We start from the raw sequence: 16,331 nt of genomic DNA, 5'->3' as shown, positions 1-16,331 counted from the left end.
ATCTGATTGTGCCTTGAGGCCGCTGCGGGGGGCTGCGCCGTGACTGATCAAACCATCCTGCGGGTCGCCTGGCTCTACTACATGGAGAACCTGACCCAGGCCGAGATCGGCGAGCGGCTCGGGCTGACCCGCGCCCGCGTCAACCGCATGCTGTCGGATGCGCGGCAGACCGGCATCGTCAACATCCGCCTCAACTCCGCCTTTGCGAGCTGCACGGAGCTGGAGCATCGCTTGCGCCGGGAATGCGGCCTCGAGGACGCCGTCGTCATCCCGAGCCCGGAGAATCCCGAGCAGGTCGGCAGCCTGATCGGAATGGCGGCCGGCGCGTATCTGTCCAAATTGCTCGAGCAGAAGCGTCCGCGCATCATCGGCATCGGATGGGGGGCGACCCTGCGCGAGACCATCCGTTACGTCACGCCGGCGGACTATCCCGATCTCTCCATCGTCTCCATGATGGGCGGCCTGTCGCGCGGACTCGAGCTCAACACCTTCGAGATCGCCGGTGAGCTCGCGCACCGGCTGCACGCCCAGTGCAGCTATCTGGCCGCACCGATCTTCGTCAGCAGCCGGCGCTCGCGCGACACCTTTTTGGCCCAGGAGGTCTATCAGGAGGTGCTGAACAGCGTTGAAAAGATTGATCTGGCGCTTCTGAGCATGGGAGACATGACGCCGCGCTCGCTGTTGATGCGGCATGGGCTGCCGCCGGACGTGCGCGCTGAGCAGCTGCGGGCGGCTGGCGCCGTCGGCGACGTCCTGGCGCAATTTCTCGACAAGACCGGCCGGCCCATCGATCACAACATCAATAGCCGCGCCATTGCGATGCCGCTCGACAAGCTGGCGCGCGTGCCGACGTCGATGCTGATCGCCGGAGGGCTCAACAAGGCGCCGATCATCGCTGCGGTGCTGCGCGGCCGGATCGGCAAGGTGCTGGTGACCGACGAGAACACCGCCATCGCAGCGCTGAAGCTGATCGACAAGCAGAAATAGCCGTACTTTCCGCCACCTCTATGACATCCGCCGTGGGCACCCCTGTCCCCGCGCGGCCGACGTGCGCCGGAAGGCCTGCAAAAGCATTTGTCACCGTGCTGTTACATATGTAATATGCCGGAGACAATTGCTCAGAAGGATGGCGTCGACATGCGCGCTGCGGTGCTCCAGGACATTCGTGATATCCGCGTCCTCGATATTCCCGAGCCGAAGCCGCTCGCGGAGGACGAGCTCATCATCCGCGTCAAGGCTGTCGGCGTCTGCGGCAGCGATCTGCACTCCTATCTCGAGGGCGGAACAACCGGTCCGACGCAAGTCAGGCCGTTCGTCCTGGGTCATGAGTTCTCGGGTGTCCTCACGCCGGACTCGGCGCGCAAGGCGGGGTTCTCGGCCGACGCGCTGGTGGCGGTCGATCCTTCCATTCCCTGCGGCCGTTGCGAGTGGTGTCACCGCGGGCACACCAATCTCTGCCCCAATGTGAAGTTCCTGGGTTACGCGCCTCACAACGGCGCCATGGCCGAATTCGTCTGCGTGCCCAAATCGGCCGTGCATCTGGTGCCCGACAGCATCGATCCCGCCGGCGCAGCGATCCTGGAGACGCTCGGTGTTGCGATCCATGCGATGGATCTGGCGCGTCCGCGGCTGCTGGAAAGTGTGGCGGTGCTCGGCTGCGGGCCGGTGGGGCTGCTGCTGGTGCAACTGGCGCGGCTCGCGGGCAGCGGCAAGATCATCGCGATCGACCCGGTCGAGCAGCGTACCGCACTGGCCTGCGACCTCGGTGCGGACGTGGCATGCCGCAGCTACGCCGAGGTCGGCGAGGCCACCGAAGGCCGCGGCGTCGACCTGGTGATCGAGGCGACCGACTCCTCGCACGGCTTCGAGCATGCGGCGCGGTGCGCCCGTATCGGTGGCCGGGTCGTGCTCGTCGGTATCCCCGAGAACAATCAGTACATCCTCAGCGGCGCGGAATCGCGCCGGAAGGGCCTGTCGATCAAGTTTTCGCGCCGCATGCCGGAGGTCTATCCGCGGGCCATCGCCCTTACGCAGTCGGGGAAGATCAAGCTGGCGCCGCTGGCCACGCATCGCTTCTCGCTCGACCAGACGCCCGCCGCATTCGAGCAGCAGGTCGCGCGGCGCGATGGAATCATCAAGGCGATCATCTGCCCGTAGACGGAGCGTCATCGTCAAGAGCCTGGTGCAGTGGAGCAGGCACAGAAGCAGGACCGGTCGTGATGGCGAAATCGTCGAAGTTGGTCGTCGCCCGAAAAGGGCGCGTGCTGATGGTGAGACGCAAGCGCGACGGGCTCTGGATGTTTCCCGGCGGCCGCAGGCGGGCAGGCGAGAGCGACAGGAGCTGCCTTCGTCGCGAGATCAAGGAGGAGCTTCCCAAGCTGAAGCTCGGGCCGTTGAAACTCTGGAAGGAAGTCAAAGCGAGGAAGAGCCGGACCGGCCGGCGGATGAGCGATGCGATCTTCCTGGCCAAGAAGGTGTCGGGGCGCCTGAAGGTCGGTGACAAGAAGGAGATCGACCGGGCGGTCTGGCGCAAGCCGCGCGGCGCCAGGTTGACGCCGACCTCGCGCTACATCCGCGACAAGCTGTTCCCAGGGCGCGGCCGCCGCTAGGTCGCTTGCGCCAGACGATGAGCGGAGGTTCGTCGTCCGGAACTGCTCGTCATTGCAGCGCCCGGCGCAGGAGGGCGAGCAACTCCTCGTGGATCAATCCGTTGGAAGCGATCTTGTCGAGATCGTCGTTGCGGCACGGCCGCCCCGTCAGTGTCGTGACCTTTCCGCCGCCGGCCCACACCATGGGCAACGCGGCCGCGTGCGAGACGATGTCGGCTTTCAGGGAGACAAAGCCGTCCAGGCGACCCGAGGCGACCATCGTCGTCTCGAAGGCGCCGGAGACGACGATGCGCACGCCGCGCACCACTTTGCCGAGCAGTTCGATCACGCGCGTCGTCCGCTGGACCTCGTCGGGCGAGAAATGCGAGGTCAGGATCACCGAGATCACCGCATCCGACAGTGAACGTGTCATGGAGACGCGTGCCGGCAAGCCGTCGATGGTCGCGCCTTCCCCCGCAAGATAGCGCGCCGTCAGTCCGATCTTGGGCGCGTTGATCAGGCCAAGCTTCGTCTCGCCGTCGACCTCGTAGGCGACCGTCACGGAAAACCACGGCAGCCCCCGCGCGTAGTTGATCGTGCCGTCGAGCGGATCGATGATCCAGCGCGCAGCATTATCCCCCGGGCTCGCGCCGCTCTCCTCGGCGAGGATACCGGCCTCCGGCGTCAGCGCCTTCAAGCCCGCGACCACGATCGCTTCGGAGGCGAGATCCGCCTCGGTGACGATGTCGAGATGGTCCTTGCGCTCCGTGCGCAGCGGCGTTGATTGCATCGCGACCAGCCTGGCCGCCGCCTCGCCGACGACGGCCTCTGCGCGCCTCAGCAGTGCCGGAAGGCCGTCGCCCCGGTCCGTTCCCGGATCGTCTTGGCCGGCCGCGATCTCGAATGGGCGACCGTAGTCTCCGACCGGAACGAGGTGGCTGCTGATGCCCGTGTCCGGCCGCCAGCAGTGCAGGGCAAATCCCGGCGGCTCCATGATGAAGCGATTGCTGTGGCCGGGCCGCAAGTCGAGCGCAACCTGGTGCGCCGTGCTTGGCGCCACATAGCCCACGGTTCCCGCGTAGCGCGCCGTGATCGAGCGGTGATAGTGACCGCACAGCACGCGTTCGATTTCGGGATGGTCTTTGATGATTGCGTCGAGCGCGTCGGCCCCGAGGAGGCGTAGATCGTCCATCCCGTCGGCCCCGACCAGGAACGGCGGATGATGAATCACGACGACCGTCGGCTTGCCGCGCCCGGTCGCGAGCGCGTCGCGCAGCCATTGTTGCCGGGCCGCGCAGAAGGTGCCGTGGATCTTCCCGGCCTCGACACTGTCGAGGAAGATCAGCCGGACCGGAAAATCGTCCACGACAAAATTGATGAAGCCGTCGGACGGAAGATAGCGGTGACGAGAGCGTAGCGAAGATATCAGCTGCTCGCGTTGGTCGTGGTTGCCGGGAATGACGAACACCGGCATCGGCAGCCTGGCCAGGCCGGCGGCGACGATCTCATATTCCTCTTCGAGCCCGCCATCCGTGAGGTCGCCGCTGACCACGACGCAATCGGGCCGCGGATCGAGCCTCAGCACGGCGTCGATGGCGTCGTGAAACATCGCGTTGGTATCGACGTCGCCGTAAGCGAGCTTGCCGAGCGGTCGGACGTGCAGATCGCTCAGCTGGGCAATGATGAACACAGAATTCCGCCTCCGAAGGGAACAGTAGCGGCCAGCGCAGGCCGCTTGCCGCAATCGATCGTCCGCTGCCTACGAACTCTTCATCAAGGCGTTGCTTTCCTTGACCATGCGATCGAGCCCTGCCTCGGCGGTCGTTTCGCCGCGCATGACGGCATGGATGATCTCGCGCTGTGTGCGCCAGATCTTCACGGATTGTCCGCCTGGATAGCCCTGCCACGGCTTCGCGCGCTCGATCTGCTGCGACACGGTGCGGAAGTTCGGGTTCTTGTCGTAGAACGGGGCCAGGAATTCGGGCCCTGAAGCGCGCAGATTGGTCGGCATATAGCCCGTCGTCTCGACCACGATCTTCTGCGCTTCCGGTCCGCTCACGAATTTCAGGAACTCCCAGGCGGCCTGCTGCTTCGCCGGATCCTTCGCCGTGATGATCGCCGCGTTGCCGCCGGTGGGCAGCCCACCCTTCTGCTTGTCGTCGATCGGGAAGGTGCAGGTGCGCAAGGTGAACTTGTCGCCGATCAGGTCGGTGACTTGGCGCAATCGGGCCGGCGTGTCGGCGAAAATGCCGATCTTCCCGGCGATGAACTGCTGGCGCGAGGAGTCCCAATCGATCAGCGGCATCTTGGCATCGGCCACGAACCGCCGGCAATGGGTCAGGGCCTTCAGTCCGGCGTCGTTGCCGAATCCGGCTGCGGTTTCCGACGCATCGAGCATCTGGCCACCACCTTGCAGGATCAGCGAACGGAACAGCCAATCGTCGGGCCAGTCGTGGATGTTGTAGGCGATGCCGGCGACGTCGGCCCCCTTGCTCTTGATGCTGACGGCGAGGGCGATCATGTCCGTCCAGTTGTCGGGCATCTTGTCGGGATCGCCGCCCGCTTCCTTCACGAGCTGCGCGTTGAAATAGATGATCGGCAGCGAGGCGTTGAACGCGAGGCCGTAGATCTTGCCGTCGACCGCCCCGAGCGCCAGGATCCCGTCGGAATAATTGGCCTTGCGCCAGGCGGCGTCCTCCTTCTGCAGCATCGGAGCAACCTCGGTGATCTGGTTGCGTTTCACCAGCGTGCGCACCAGCTCGGCGAGCAGGTGGTAACCGGAATAGTAGACGTCCGGCAGCTGGTTGGTGACGGCCTGCCGCAGCATGGTCTGATGACCTTCGTCATAGCTCGCCGCCGGCGCCCGGAACTGGATCTTGATGCTCGACTGCCGCTTCATGAACTCCTGCGCGATCGGCTCATGGAATTTCGCGAAGGCGGGAAAGGCATAAAGCACATCCAGCGTCACGTCTTGCGCTTGCGCCGGGCGCGTCAGGAACGGGCTGGAAAGTGCGCTCGTCCCGACGGCGGCGGCGCTCTTCAGGAGGTCTCGGCGATGCAGCATGACGGTGTCTCCCCTGGCAGTGGTTGAAGTCATTTGATTCCGGTCATCGTGATGCCGGCAATGAAATGCCGCCGCGCGATCAGGAAGGCGATGACGAGCGGTGCCGTGATGATGGTGGCGCCGGCGGCGAGCGCCCCGTAATTCGAGCCCAGCTCGGAATCGGCGAAATACATCATGCCGAGCGGCGGCGTCGCGAGCTTGGTGTCGGAGACGACGATGAGCGGCCAGTACAGGTCGTTCCAGTGCGCCACGACGGAGAAGATCGAAAACGCTGCGATGGCCGGCCAGGCGCTCGGCACCACGATGCGCCACACGATCTCGAACTCGCCGACGCCGTCCAGCCGCGCGGCCTGGATGATCTCGTCCGGATAGGACTTGAAGAACTGGCGGAACAGGAAAATCGCGAACACCGACAGGAAGAACGGCATCATCATCGAGACGTAGGTGTTGAGGATGCCGAGCTCGGCGAATGCGATGTAGAGCGGGAGGGAGGGCGCCTGGACCGGAATGCAGAGTCCGAGCAGGACCAGCGAAAACAGGATCGGCCGTCCCGGAAACCTCAGCTTGGCGAGCGCATAGGCGCAAGGGATCGCGACCAGAAGCTGGACGACGAGGATGCCGCCGCAGACGATGAGACCGTTGAGCAGGAAGCGCAGCAGCGGCGCCGTGCTCAAGGCAGATTCGAAGTTCTGCCATCCGTAGAACTGGCGCGGCCAGAGCCGGAACGTCGCCTCGAAGATCTCGCCCGGAGGCTTGATCGCGCTCGTCAGCATGAAGACGAATGGCAGCAGCATGAAGACGGCGCCGCCGATCAGCACCGCGTGGACGAATGCAAGCGACACGAGGCGCCGTGTCCGGATCGTGACCGGCGCAGGCGGGCGGGCGATCGTGGCCGATATGCGCGTCAATAGTGCACCCGTCGGTCGAGGATAAAGGTCTGCAGCACCGAGAACACCAGGGTGAACGCGAGGAAGACCAGCGTGAGCGTCGCCGCATAGCTCATGTGAAAGTACTGAAACCCCTCCAGATAGATGGCATAGAGCAGCACCTCCGATGCGCCTCCGGGGCCGCCACGCGTCATCACCGCAACCGTGTCGAAGATCTTGAACGCCGTGATGAACGTCGTCACGGTCACGAACATCGTCGTCGGACCAAGCATCGGCCAGGTCACTTTCAGGAAGCGGTCGATGGGATGGCTCGCGCCGTCGATATCGACGGCTTCATAGAGGTCGCGAGGGATCGCCGAGAGACCGGCAAGGAACAGCACCATGTTGAACCCGACGAGCTGCCAGATGCCGATCGCGGCGAGCGTCGGGATGACGAGGCGCGGCTCGCTCAGGAACGCCGTCTCGGCGAAACCCAGCCCCTTGAGGGTCTGATTGATCAGTCCCAGGGTCGGGTGCAGCAGGAACTGCCACATCGTGGCCATGGCGATGAGAGTCGAGGTGACGGGAAGAAAATAGATGACCTCATAGAGGCTGCGCGTGCGCTTGCGCTGGTGGATCAGGATTGCGACGAGCAGCGAGATCAGGACGCCGCCGGGCACGACGATCGCCACGTAGAGCAGCGTATTGGTCACCGAGCGGCGGATCACGGGATCCTGCAGCGCCGTGCTGAAATTCTTGAGGCCCACGAACGCGAAGTCGAGCGCGCCCAGCTCGTAATTGGTGAAGCTCAGAAAGGCGAGAGCCGCCAGCGGCGCCAGATTGGTCAGGACCAGCAGGATGAAGGCGGGTGCTGCGAAGCCCAGGCCCGCGAACCGTTCGATCCACCGCTGGCGGCTGGCTGGCGGCGCCGCGGTGAGCGGGGTGATTTGAGCCGCGACCGCGTTCATCGGGCCTCGCTCGCGCGGCGCACGTCGCGGCCGGCCGCATTGCGGCTCTCCACCTCGATACGGCGGCCTTTGTTGTCGAACACGTGACAATCCCGCGCCTCGAAGGCGAGCGTGACCTCGCCCTCGGGAACGGGCATGTCATTGTCGATCCGGCAGAGTACCGCCACCTCCGGAGAGGCCGCGAGGTCGAAGTGGAGGATGCTTTCCGAGCCGAGGTTTTCTCGGCGCCGGAACCTGCACGGAACGGTGCACGGACCGCCCCCGATTCGCATCGCTTCCGGACGCACGCCGATCGTCAGTTCCGCAGCCGGCACGTTGCGAATATCGATCGGCAGCGTCCGGCCGAGCAGCTCGACCTGGCCGTCGGGGCCCACGCGGGCCGGAAACAGATTGATCGCCGGACTGCCGATGAACTGCGCGACCGCGGTCGTGGCGGGCCGTTCATAGACCTCGGCGGGTGTGCCGAGTTGGAGGATGTCGCCGTGATCCATCACGGCCAGCCGATCGGACATCGTCATCGCCTCGATCTGGTCGTGTGTCACGTAGACCATCGTGGCGCCGAGACGCGCGTGCAGCTCGGTCAGCTCGCCGCGCATGTGCACACGCAGCTTGGCGTCGAGGTTCGACAATGGCTCATCCATCAGGAAAGCTTGCGGATGACGCACCATGGCGCGGCCGAGCGCGACGCGCTGCCGTTGTCCGCCCGAAAGCTGTCCGGGACGGCGATGAAAGAAGGTGTCGATGCGAAGCTGCTCCGCGACGGCCCGCACCTCACGCGCGATCTCGTCCATCACGCGCCTGCGGCGCAGCGACAGATGACGCATCAAGGGCAAGCGCTCGAACAGGTTCAGGCGCGTCATGGTGAGCGGCAGCGCGATGTTGTCGAACACCGACATGTGGGGATAGAGCGCGTAATTCTGGAACACCATGGCGATCCTGCGCTCGTGAGGCCGCAAATGGTCGACCGAGGTCCCGCCGATCGACACCGAACCGCGATCCTGCGATTCCAGGCCGGCGATGATGCGCAGGAGCGTGGACTTGCCACATCCGGAGGGGCCGACCAGCGTCAGAAACTCGCCGTCCGCAATATCGAGATCGATGTCGTTGAGGACCGCCGTGTCGCCGAAAGTCTTCCCGATGCCGCGCAATGTGAGGCCGGCCATCGCGGATCACGCCTCAGCTTCGCGCGGCGGATACACCTCGTGCACCACGTCGTCGATCCAGTAATCGGTGAGGCCCGGCACGGGGCGAATGCTCACGTCGATATTGTCGCCGTCGATGTCGTAGATCACGGCTCCGAGCCGCGCGGCGCCGCCCATCGGCGGCGCCAGTTTCTCGCCGACCAGAAAGCCGGCCGCCGGCCCCCAGACGTAGTGCGTGCCGTTCAGCCGAATTTCGTGCCAGCGATGCAGATGTCCGCTGGCCACGATCTCGACCCGATGGCGCTGCAGCAAATCGAGAAGGGCGCGACGCGGCTCCGGCTTGACCGACCAGTATCCGGTGTCGGCCTCGGTCGGTGACTCGATGAACAGCGGCCGATGCGTGAACCAGGCGATGCGACGCCCTGCGGCATCGGCCATCGCGGCCTCGAGCCATTCGGTCTGCCGCGCCTCCTCGGGGCCGCCGCCGAAGATCATCGAATTGAGCCCGATCAGGCGCCAGCCGTCCACATCGCGCAGCCAGTGGTCGTCACCGAAGTGGCGGCGAAAGCGATCGAGCCGCTCCTCGTTCACCGGCTGGTGTGGATTGCCTACTTCGCCGACGTCATGATTTCCCGGAACCGCCACGACGGGGACACCGAGCGAGGCCAGTTGGGCGGCGCAATATGCCGCGTCGGTCTCCTGGTCGGCCGCATCGACCGTCACGTCGCCGGTGTGGATGACGAGATCGGGCTTCTGTTGCGTGATCCAGCGCGCAAGGGGCGCCCAGTTTGCCGCGAAGTGCTGCTTGCTCGGGCTGAGATGCGTATCGGAAATCTGAACAACTCGGACCATGACGCCTCTGCTGTGGGTCGCGTGTCACGCCGTGCGTCGACCGCGCAGCGGTCTCTCGCTCGTTTCGAAACGCGCTGCTTCTCGCCGCGCGGGTTGGCGGTGATTGCCATCGGGATCTGAGGTTTTTGGCGCTCTCCCTTGCTGACGATCACTTGGGCGGATCGTGCTCTTTCGATCGAATATACATATGATCGAGTGTCGTGACAAATGTAATATGGCGGTGACCATCCTCGTCGGCGCGCAGGCAGGCAACGTCTTGCGCATGCGAGGGCGACCCCCGCGCTTTGCCGCGAATTGCTCAGCTCCGCATTGCCGTGAACATCATTCGGCGTCCACATGGCCGAACAGACGTGATTGAAGCGGATCTCCAAGCGCGCGTGCTCGAGGGCCGACGATGCGCGTCCTGCGAGTGGCGCGTGCGCTCCCGCTGCGCAAGCGTAACGGCCTGCACGAAGACGCGATTTCCGCTTCCAATTCATGCCTATATGGTTCTAGAAGAGCCGGATTGCGGCAGCCTCGTCAAACCAGATGTCTCAATCGGTCTCATCACGTGAGCGCCGGCAGAGGCAGAATATCTCAGTGAAATGAACGGCTTGGATCGTAGATTCTCTATAGCCCCCATGATGGACTGGACTGACCGGCATTGCCGGGTGTTCCACCGCCATCTGACGCGGCGGGCGTTGCTCTATACGGAGATGCTGACGACGGGCGCCATCATTCACGGTGACCGCGAGCGGCTGCTTGGGTTCGACGCGGTCGAGCATCCGGTCGCGCTTCAACTCGGCGGGTCGGATCCGCGTGACCTCGCGCAAGCTGCGCGGATCGGCGAGGCGTTCGGCTATGACGAGATCAATCTCAACGTCGGCTGCCCGTCGGACCGCGTGAAGGACGGCCGCTTCGGCGCGTGCCTGATGGCTGAGCCGGAGCTGGTGGCGAGGTGCGTCGAGGCGATGAAGGGTGCGGTTGCCGTTCCCGTCACGGTGAAATGCCGCATCGGGATCGACGACCAGGATCCCGAAGTGGCGCTCGATGCGCTTGCGCGCGCGGTGGTCGCCGCCGGCTGCGATGCGCTGATCGTGCACGCCCGCAAGGCCTGGCTCAACGGTCTGTCGCCGAAGGAAAATCGCGACATCCCGCCGCTCGATTACGAGCGCGTCTATCGGCTCAAGCGTGCGATGCCCGGCGTACCCATCATCATCAATGGCGGCATCCCCGGGATAGAGGAAGCGAAGGCGCATCTCGACCATGTCGACGGCGTGATGCTCGGCCGCGCCGCCTATCAGGAACCGTGGCGGCTGCTCTCGGTCGATTCCGAGATTTTTGGCGAAGCGCCCCCGCATGACTCCATGCAGGCCGCGCTGGAGGCGGTGATGTCCTATATCGAGCAGCAGCTCGAACGCGGCACGCGGCTGCACGCGATCACGCGGCATTTCGTCGGCGCATTTCATGCCGTGCCCGGCGCACGAGCCTTCCGTCGCCATCTCGCCGAGCAGGGCACGCGGCCGGGTGCCGGCGCCGACGTGCTGAGCGATGCGATCGCCAAAGTCGCATTCGGGCAGGTCGCGGCCTAGAAGCTGCACCCAACGCGCCTGTCCCAATCGCTGGGGACAGACGGCGGTGCCTGAACGCGCTAGGTCTCGGCAGGGTACAGCAAGGGAGCGAAGCTTGAGCACCGCGCCGCGCATCGACATCGATCCCGCCGCATTCTGGGCCGATCCCTATCCCATGCTCGCGAAAATGCGGAAAGAAGCGCCGATTGCCTTCGTGCCGCAGCTCGGCTCGACGCTGCTCACCTGCCGCGACGACATCTCGATCTCCGAGAAGCAGATCGACGTATTCTCCTCGCACCAGCCCGCCGGCCTGATGAACCGCCTGATGGGCCACAACATGATGCGCAAGGACGGCGAGGCGCATCAGGTCGAGCGCCGCGCGATGTTCCCGACGGTGTCGCCGAAGACGGTGAAGGCGCATTGGACCGCGCAATTCCAGGCCCATGCCGACCGCATCCTCGCGTCGATCGCGCCGGGGCGGGTCGACTTGATGCGCGATTTCGCGTTGCCGTTCTCCGGCGAATGCCTGAAGTCGATCACCGGCCTCACCAATATCGGCTTTGTGGACATGGACGCCTGGTCGCAAGGCATGATCGAGGGCATCGCCAACTATGCCGGCGATCCCGCGGTCGAGGCGCGCTGCCATGCCGCGACATCGGGTATCGACGCTGCGATCGACGACATCCTGCCGGTGCTGCGCAAGCATCCCGACCAGAGCATCCTCGGCGTTCTCCTCGCCTCGGGCATGCCGATGGAGAGCGTGCGCGCCAACGTCAAGCTCGCGATCTCGGGCGGGCAGAACGAGCCGCGCAAGGCGATCGCCGGCACGATATGGGCGCTCTTGCCCCATCCCGAACAGCTCGATCTCGTTAGGCGCGGTGACGTCTCCTGGCTGCAGGCGTTCGAGGAATATGCCCGCTGGATCTCGCCGATCGGCATGTCCCCGCGCCGCATCGCAAAGCCGTGGAGCATCCGCGATGTGTCATTCGAAACCGACGAGCGCGTGTTCCTGATGTTCGGCTCCGCCAATCGCGACGAGAAGCATTTCGACCGTGCCGATCAGTTCGACGTGCGCCGCGACGTGACCAGGAGCGTCGCGTTCGGCGCCGGCCCGCATTTCTGCGCCGGCGCCTTCGCCTCCCGCGCCATGATCGCCGACGTCGCGCTGCCGACCTTGTTCGGACGGGCAAAGATGCTCGAGATTGCCGACGACGAGGAAGTGCGGATCGGCGGCTGGGCGTTTCGCGGACTGCAGAATCTGCCGGTGCGGTGGATGCATTAGACCTGCAGGCCACGGTGGCGCCACTCCGCGATCATGCCATCATGCTCCTGTTTTGCCCGACGGAGCAAACGCATTGCCTGAGGCCGACTAGCCTCCCGCGTAAGTCATTGATCCCGTTATCGCCGGCTACTTTGCATGGGGTTGTTTTTCGCCTTTTGTTTCCGGCCCCGACCAAAAGGCCCTCACATTTGCGTGCGGAAAGATTTGCCTGCATTTGCCTCGCCGATTGAACGATTGATCATGTCGTCGGACGCGCGACAGCATGCGCATTGTTCTTCGTTGAGAGATCTCGACAAGTGCGGCTGACCGCACCATCGTTTTAAGTGCGTTAGGTTCGGAGCCGGTTAGCGGCGAGCCACCTGTTATCGGCGGACGATCGTACCTGAATAGAGGGAACCCCGCTTCGGGGAGCAATGCCATGAATGTAGTGCCCCGCGATCTCATGACTGAAATCCCCGTCTCGTCCGCCGATTTCCGCGGCGCCATGCGCCATCTCACCGGCGGCGTCAGCGTCATCACCGCCGGCAGGGGCAAGGACATCACCGGCATGACGGTGACCTCGGTGACCTCGCTGTCGGTCGAGCCGCCGACGCTGCTGGTCAGCATCAACCGCGATGCCTCGTCCTTCCCCTTGATCCGGCGCCACGGCGCCTTCGGCGTGAACATCCTCAACGCCGACCAGCTCGATGTCGCCGAGCGCTTTGCCGGCAAGGGCGGGCTGAAGGGCGCCGATCGTTTCAAAGGCGCCAAATGGGTGACGGCGGTCTCGGGCGTGCCGCTCCTGGTCGGCGCGCTGTCGGCCTTCGATTGCGAGGTCGAGGAGATCATGGAGCGCCACTCGCACGGCATCGTCATCGGCCGTGTCAGAGACATCAAGAGCTCGATGCGTACCGCGGCGCTGGCCTATTGGCACGGCCAGTATGTGGCGGTCGACCAGGACGAAGACGCTGCAAGGCTCGCCGAAGTCAGCCTTCCCGCGCACGGCCGGCGCGGCGCTTGATCGCTGCCCGAGGAAGCGCAGGCTGGCCTTTTCCGCCTCATCGCTCTAGAAGCGGCCAGAGCCTGCCGGTTCGGGATGGCCATGGAGCGGATCGATGAAGCGCATCGCGACCTTAGCCTTCTACGCCGTCGGCGCGCTCGCGATCGCCTATCTCGCGCTCTATGCCTATGCGATGTTCTCTGGCCAGCCCGTGATCATCCCCGGCGATCCCATCCACATCTTCCGCAAGCCGGACGCCCCGAGTTATTCGTGAGACGCGGGCGGGCATGACGGCGGAGGCCGTGGCTACCCCCGCAAAATCGCCAGCGCCAGGGCCTGCGCGCGCGGCACGATGCTGTCGATCTCCAGATATTCCTCCGGCGTGTGCGCGAGGCCGCCGACCGGGCCGAGACCGCAGATGGTCGGCGTGCCCACGGCGGCGGTGAAGCCGGAATCCGCGCAGCCGCCGGAGAACTCGCCTTGTAGGGTTGTGAGGCCGACCTGCCGCGCGGCCGCCTGATAGCCTTCGAACAGCGTCTTGGACTCCGCACTCTGCACCACCGGCACGAACTCGCCCTTGATCGTCAGCGCTGCGCTGGTGCCCGGCACGTAAGACGTCGCGACGATTTTTTCGATCGCGTCCATCACCCGCGCACGATCCGCCGGATCGACATAGCGCAGGTCGATTTGGCCCTCGGCGGAGGGCGCCGTGGTGTTGACGGACTGCCCGCCCGAGACGAGGCCGACATTCAGCGTGATGCCCTTGTCGAGATCGGTGAGCGCGTGGATCTGCACGATCTTGTGCGCGAGCTCGCCGATCGCGCTGACGCCCGCCGCAAAGTTGGCGCCGGAATGCGCGGCTTTGCCGGTGATGGCCAGATGCATGAAGATGCCGCCCTTGCGCCCGGTGACGACGTTGCCGGTCGGGCGGCCCGGCTCGGAATTGAACACGGCGCGGGCGGAGCGGCCTTCGCGCTCGATCACGGGCCGGGAGGAGGGCGAGCCGATCTCCTCGTCGGAGGTGATCAGCAGCTTGATCGGATGCGGGTTGCTGCCGAATTTGTGGAAGGCTGTTGCGACGAACACGTTCATGACGAGACCGGACTTCATGTCGGCGACGCCAGGCCCGTAGGCGCGGCCATCCCTGATGGTGAACGGCCGGCGCCCGGCCTCGCCCTTGCCGAACACGGTGTCGCGATGGCCCATCAACAGCACCGGCTTCTCGTTGCTGCCGGGCTTTGCCACCTCGGCATGGATCGCATCGCCGAAGGTGGCGTTGGCCTCGCGGCGGCACGGAATCCCGTGCTCGGCAAAATGCCGCTCGAACCGCGCCCCGACCGCATCGACGCCGTCCTTGTCGTAGGACCCGGAATCGATGTTCACGACATCGCGCAGCAGATCGATCATCGCCTGCCGCTGCGATGCCAGCCAATCCGTGATTTGAGCTTCAGACATGTGTTCCCTCGTGGTTCTCACGCGGGGTTATAGGACTTTACTCCCGGGCGTCCTAGTCGCGTGGCGCGATCCCGTTATGCGGCGTGCGCTCTCAATGACGAGGTTGGCAGCTTGCTCCACAACAGAAATGCCCGGGACCAGCCCGGGCATTCGTTGTCTCAACCAGCGTGAGGCGCTTACGCCCCCATCATCGGCACCCGCGGATATTCGCCGGGCGTGCCCGCCGGCGGGATCGGGATGCCGCCGTCGGAATATTCATTGAGCTTGTTGCGCAGCGTGCGGATCGAGATGCCGAGGATGTTGGCGGCATGGGTCCGGTTGCCGAGGCAGTGCTTCAGCGTCTCCAGGATCAGGTCGCGCTCGACGTCGGCCACAGTGCGGCCGACCAGCGCGCGCGTCACCTGCTCGGCGGCCATGGTGGCGTGCGCGACGGCGGGGGGCGTCTTGGCGAGGTCGAGACGGTCGCCGTCGGGCGTGATGATGGCGTCGGCGCCGATCTCGTCGCCCTGCGCCATCAGAACCGAACGGTGCATGGTGTTTTCGAGCTCGCGGACGTTGCCCTGCCAGCGGTTGGCCGAGAGCACGCGGCGCGCTTCCGCCGAAATCGGGCGCAGCGGTACGCCGTTGGCCTCGGCGTATTTCTTCACGAAATGCTGGGCGAGCTCCAGGATGTCGGCGGGGCGCTCGCGCAGCGGCGGGATCTTCAGATTCACGACGTTGAGCCGGAACAGCAGGTCCTCGCGGAACGTGCCCTCGCGCACGGCGTCCGCCAGATTGCGGTTCGAGGTCGCGATGATGCGGATGTCGACGGGCACGGGCTTGGTGCCGCCGACGCGGTCGATCACGCGCTCCTGGATCGCGCGCAGCAATTTCGATTGCAGGCGGACGTCCATCTCGGAGATCTCGTCGAGCAGCAGCGTGCCGCCGGTGGCCTCCTCGAACTTGCCGATGCGGCGCGCGACCGCGCCGGTGAAAGCGCCCTTCTCGTGGCCGAACAGCTCGGATTCCAGGAGATGCTCGGGGATCGCGGCGCAGTTGATCGAGATGAAGGGACGCTTGGCGCGGGCCGAGCGGGTGTGGACGTAGCGGGCCAACACCTCCTTGCCGGTGCCGGACTCGCCGGTGATCATCACCGAGGCGTCGGAGCCCGCGATCTGCTGCCCCAGCTTGATCACCCTGGCCATGGCTTCGTCGCGGTAGATCAGCTCGCGGGAATCGTTGGCGACGGCGGCCAGCACCGCGGCGATCAGCTCGGGGTCGGGCGGCAGCGGGATGTATTCCTTGGCGCCGGCATGGATCGCGGCAACCGCGGCGCGGGCGTCGTTGGTGATGCCGCAGGCGACGATCGGGGCGTGGATGTGCTCGGCCTCCAGCCGCATCACGAGATCGCGGATGTCGAGGGCGACGTCGACCAGCAGCAGGTCGGCGCCCTTGCCGCCGCGCAGCACGCGCATCGCCTGGTCGTGATCCTCGGCGTGGGTCACGGTGGCGCCGTTGTCCATCGCGATCTTGGTGGCGGTGGTGAGCTGGCCCTTCAATGTGCCAACGATGAGAAGCCGCATGTCAGTCTCCTGTCCGTCTGGTC

At 65.3% G+C, this 16,331-nt stretch carries 15 protein-coding genes; 7 read left to right on the top strand and 8 right to left on the bottom strand.

What is annotated here, in order from left to right; genetic code table 11:
* The first annotated feature begins 39 nt into the window (after positions 1-39).
* The 3 genes from ML401_RS30070 (at position 40) to ML401_RS30060 (ending at position 2,609) form a co-directional block, all read left to right on the top strand.
* Complete coding sequence (locus tag ML401_RS30070) at positions 40-987, top strand: sugar-binding transcriptional regulator (protein WP_285807884.1); 948 nt, start codon at positions 40-42, stop codon at positions 985-987.
* A gap of 150 nt (positions 988-1,137) precedes the next feature.
* The gene (locus tag ML401_RS30065; RefSeq protein WP_194404231.1) at positions 1,138-2,157 is read left to right on the top strand and encodes a zinc-binding dehydrogenase; all 1,020 of its coding nucleotides are present in this window, start codon (positions 1,138-1,140) and stop codon (positions 2,155-2,157) included.
* Between the two features lie 62 nt (positions 2,158-2,219).
* Positions 2,220-2,609 (top strand): NUDIX hydrolase, encoded by a 390-nt coding sequence (locus ML401_RS30060; RefSeq protein WP_212067334.1) that lies wholly within the window; start codon positions 2,220-2,222, stop codon positions 2,607-2,609.
* Between the two features lie 49 nt (positions 2,610-2,658).
* Here ML401_RS30060 and ML401_RS30055 read toward each other — a convergent pair whose 3' ends face one another.
* From ML401_RS30055 to ML401_RS30030, 6 genes are all read right to left on the bottom strand, one after another.
* Entirely contained in the window at positions 2,659-4,278 is a 1,620-nt protein-coding gene (locus ML401_RS30055) for an inositol monophosphatase family protein (RefSeq protein WP_285807883.1), read from the bottom strand.
* A 69-nt stretch (positions 4,279-4,347) separates the two neighbouring features.
* On the bottom strand, positions 4,348-5,652 hold the full coding sequence (locus ML401_RS30050) for an ABC transporter substrate-binding protein (protein ID WP_285807882.1): 1,305 nt from the start codon (positions 5,650-5,652) through the stop codon (positions 4,348-4,350).
* Positions 5,653-5,681: 29 nt separating this feature from the next.
* Positions 5,682-6,494: a carbohydrate ABC transporter permease gene (locus tag ML401_RS30045; RefSeq protein WP_376717322.1), complete on the bottom strand. Its 813-nt coding sequence runs from the start codon at positions 6,492-6,494 to the stop codon at positions 5,682-5,684.
* Positions 6,495-6,556: 62 nt separating this feature from the next.
* Positions 6,557-7,486 carry a carbohydrate ABC transporter permease gene (locus tag ML401_RS30040; protein WP_194404227.1) on the bottom strand — a complete coding sequence of 310 codons (930 nt, stop codon included), beginning with the start codon at positions 7,484-7,486 and terminating at the stop codon, positions 6,557-6,559.
* Positions 7,483-8,649 carry an ABC transporter ATP-binding protein gene (locus ML401_RS30035; protein ID WP_285807881.1) on the bottom strand — a complete coding sequence of 389 codons (1,167 nt, stop codon included), beginning with the start codon at positions 8,647-8,649 and terminating at the stop codon, positions 7,483-7,485. The genes ML401_RS30040 and ML401_RS30035 overlap by 4 nt, the downstream gene beginning before the upstream one ends.
* A 6-nt stretch (positions 8,650-8,655) precedes the next feature.
* Positions 8,656-9,480: a metallophosphoesterase gene (locus ML401_RS30030; protein ID WP_211416055.1), complete on the bottom strand. Its 825-nt coding sequence runs from the start codon at positions 9,478-9,480 to the stop codon at positions 8,656-8,658.
* A gap of 620 nt (positions 9,481-10,100) precedes the next feature.
* Between ML401_RS30030 and dusA the strand changes: the two genes are divergently transcribed.
* The 4 genes from dusA (at position 10,101) to ML401_RS30010 (ending at position 13,565) form a co-directional block, all read left to right on the top strand.
* The gene (gene dusA / locus ML401_RS30025) at positions 10,101-11,051 is read left to right on the top strand and encodes a tRNA-dihydrouridine(20/20a) synthase DusA (RefSeq protein ID WP_376717321.1); all 951 of its coding nucleotides are present in this window, start codon (positions 10,101-10,103) and stop codon (positions 11,049-11,051) included.
* A gap of 94 nt (positions 11,052-11,145) precedes the next feature.
* A complete protein-coding gene (locus ML401_RS30020) occupies positions 11,146-12,312 on the top strand; it encodes a cytochrome P450 (protein WP_285807879.1) in 1,167 nt (388 codons plus the stop codon).
* A 418-nt stretch (positions 12,313-12,730) separates the two neighbouring features.
* Entirely contained in the window at positions 12,731-13,312 is a 582-nt protein-coding gene (locus tag ML401_RS30015) for a flavin reductase family protein (protein WP_285807878.1), read from the top strand.
* 94 nt (positions 13,313-13,406) lie between these two features.
* Positions 13,407-13,565, top strand: a complete 159-nt coding sequence (locus ML401_RS30010; RefSeq protein WP_285807877.1) for a hypothetical protein — start codon at positions 13,407-13,409, stop codon at positions 13,563-13,565.
* Between the two features lie 32 nt (positions 13,566-13,597).
* On the opposite strand, the gene ML401_RS30005 is transcribed toward ML401_RS30010, so the two are convergent.
* Both ML401_RS30005 and ML401_RS30000 read right to left on the bottom strand, forming a co-directional pair.
* Entirely contained in the window at positions 13,598-14,746 is a 1,149-nt protein-coding gene (locus ML401_RS30005) for a M20 family metallopeptidase (RefSeq protein WP_285807876.1), read from the bottom strand.
* A gap of 176 nt (positions 14,747-14,922) precedes the next feature.
* Positions 14,923-16,308, bottom strand: coding sequence for a sigma-54-dependent Fis family transcriptional regulator (locus tag ML401_RS30000; protein ID WP_285807875.1), 1,386 nt, complete (start codon positions 16,306-16,308; stop codon positions 14,923-14,925).
* Positions 16,309-16,331: the final 23 nt, after the last annotated feature.

Source organism: Bradyrhizobium sp. 62B, from assembly GCF_030272265.2.
Classification (GTDB): domain Bacteria; phylum Pseudomonadota; class Alphaproteobacteria; order Rhizobiales; family Xanthobacteraceae; genus Bradyrhizobium.
The sequence above is the reverse complement of the archived record's forward strand: the minus strand, read 5'-3'. Positions and strand labels throughout refer to the sequence as shown.

Coding starts and splice junctions, on each gene's coding strand:
- ML401_RS30000 (WP_285807875.1), bottom strand. CDS start 16,308: ATGCGGCTTCTCATCGTTGGCACATTGAAGGGCCAGCTCACCACCGCC.
- ML401_RS30060 (WP_212067334.1), top strand. CDS start 2,220: ATGGCGAAATCGTCGAAGTTGGTCGTCGCCCGAAAAGGGCGCGTGCTG.
- dusA (WP_376717321.1), top strand. CDS start 10,101: ATGATGGACTGGACTGACCGGCATTGCCGGGTGTTCCACCGCCATCTG.
- ML401_RS30035 (WP_285807881.1), bottom strand. CDS start 8,649: ATGGCCGGCCTCACATTGCGCGGCATCGGGAAGACTTTCGGCGACACG.
- ML401_RS30015 (WP_285807878.1), top strand. CDS start 12,731: ATGAATGTAGTGCCCCGCGATCTCATGACTGAAATCCCCGTCTCGTCC.
- ML401_RS30065 (WP_194404231.1), top strand. CDS start 1,138: ATGCGCGCTGCGGTGCTCCAGGACATTCGTGATATCCGCGTCCTCGAT.
- ML401_RS30005 (WP_285807876.1), bottom strand. CDS start 14,746: ATGTCTGAAGCTCAAATCACGGATTGGCTGGCATCGCAGCGGCAGGCG.
- ML401_RS30040 (WP_194404227.1), bottom strand. CDS start 7,486: ATGAACGCGGTCGCGGCTCAAATCACCCCGCTCACCGCGGCGCCGCCA.
- ML401_RS30050 (WP_285807882.1), bottom strand. CDS start 5,652: ATGCTGCATCGCCGAGACCTCCTGAAGAGCGCCGCCGCCGTCGGGACG.
- ML401_RS30010 (WP_285807877.1), top strand. CDS start 13,407: ATGAAGCGCATCGCGACCTTAGCCTTCTACGCCGTCGGCGCGCTCGCG.
- ML401_RS30030 (WP_211416055.1), bottom strand. CDS start 9,480: ATGGTCCGAGTTGTTCAGATTTCCGATACGCATCTCAGCCCGAGCAAG.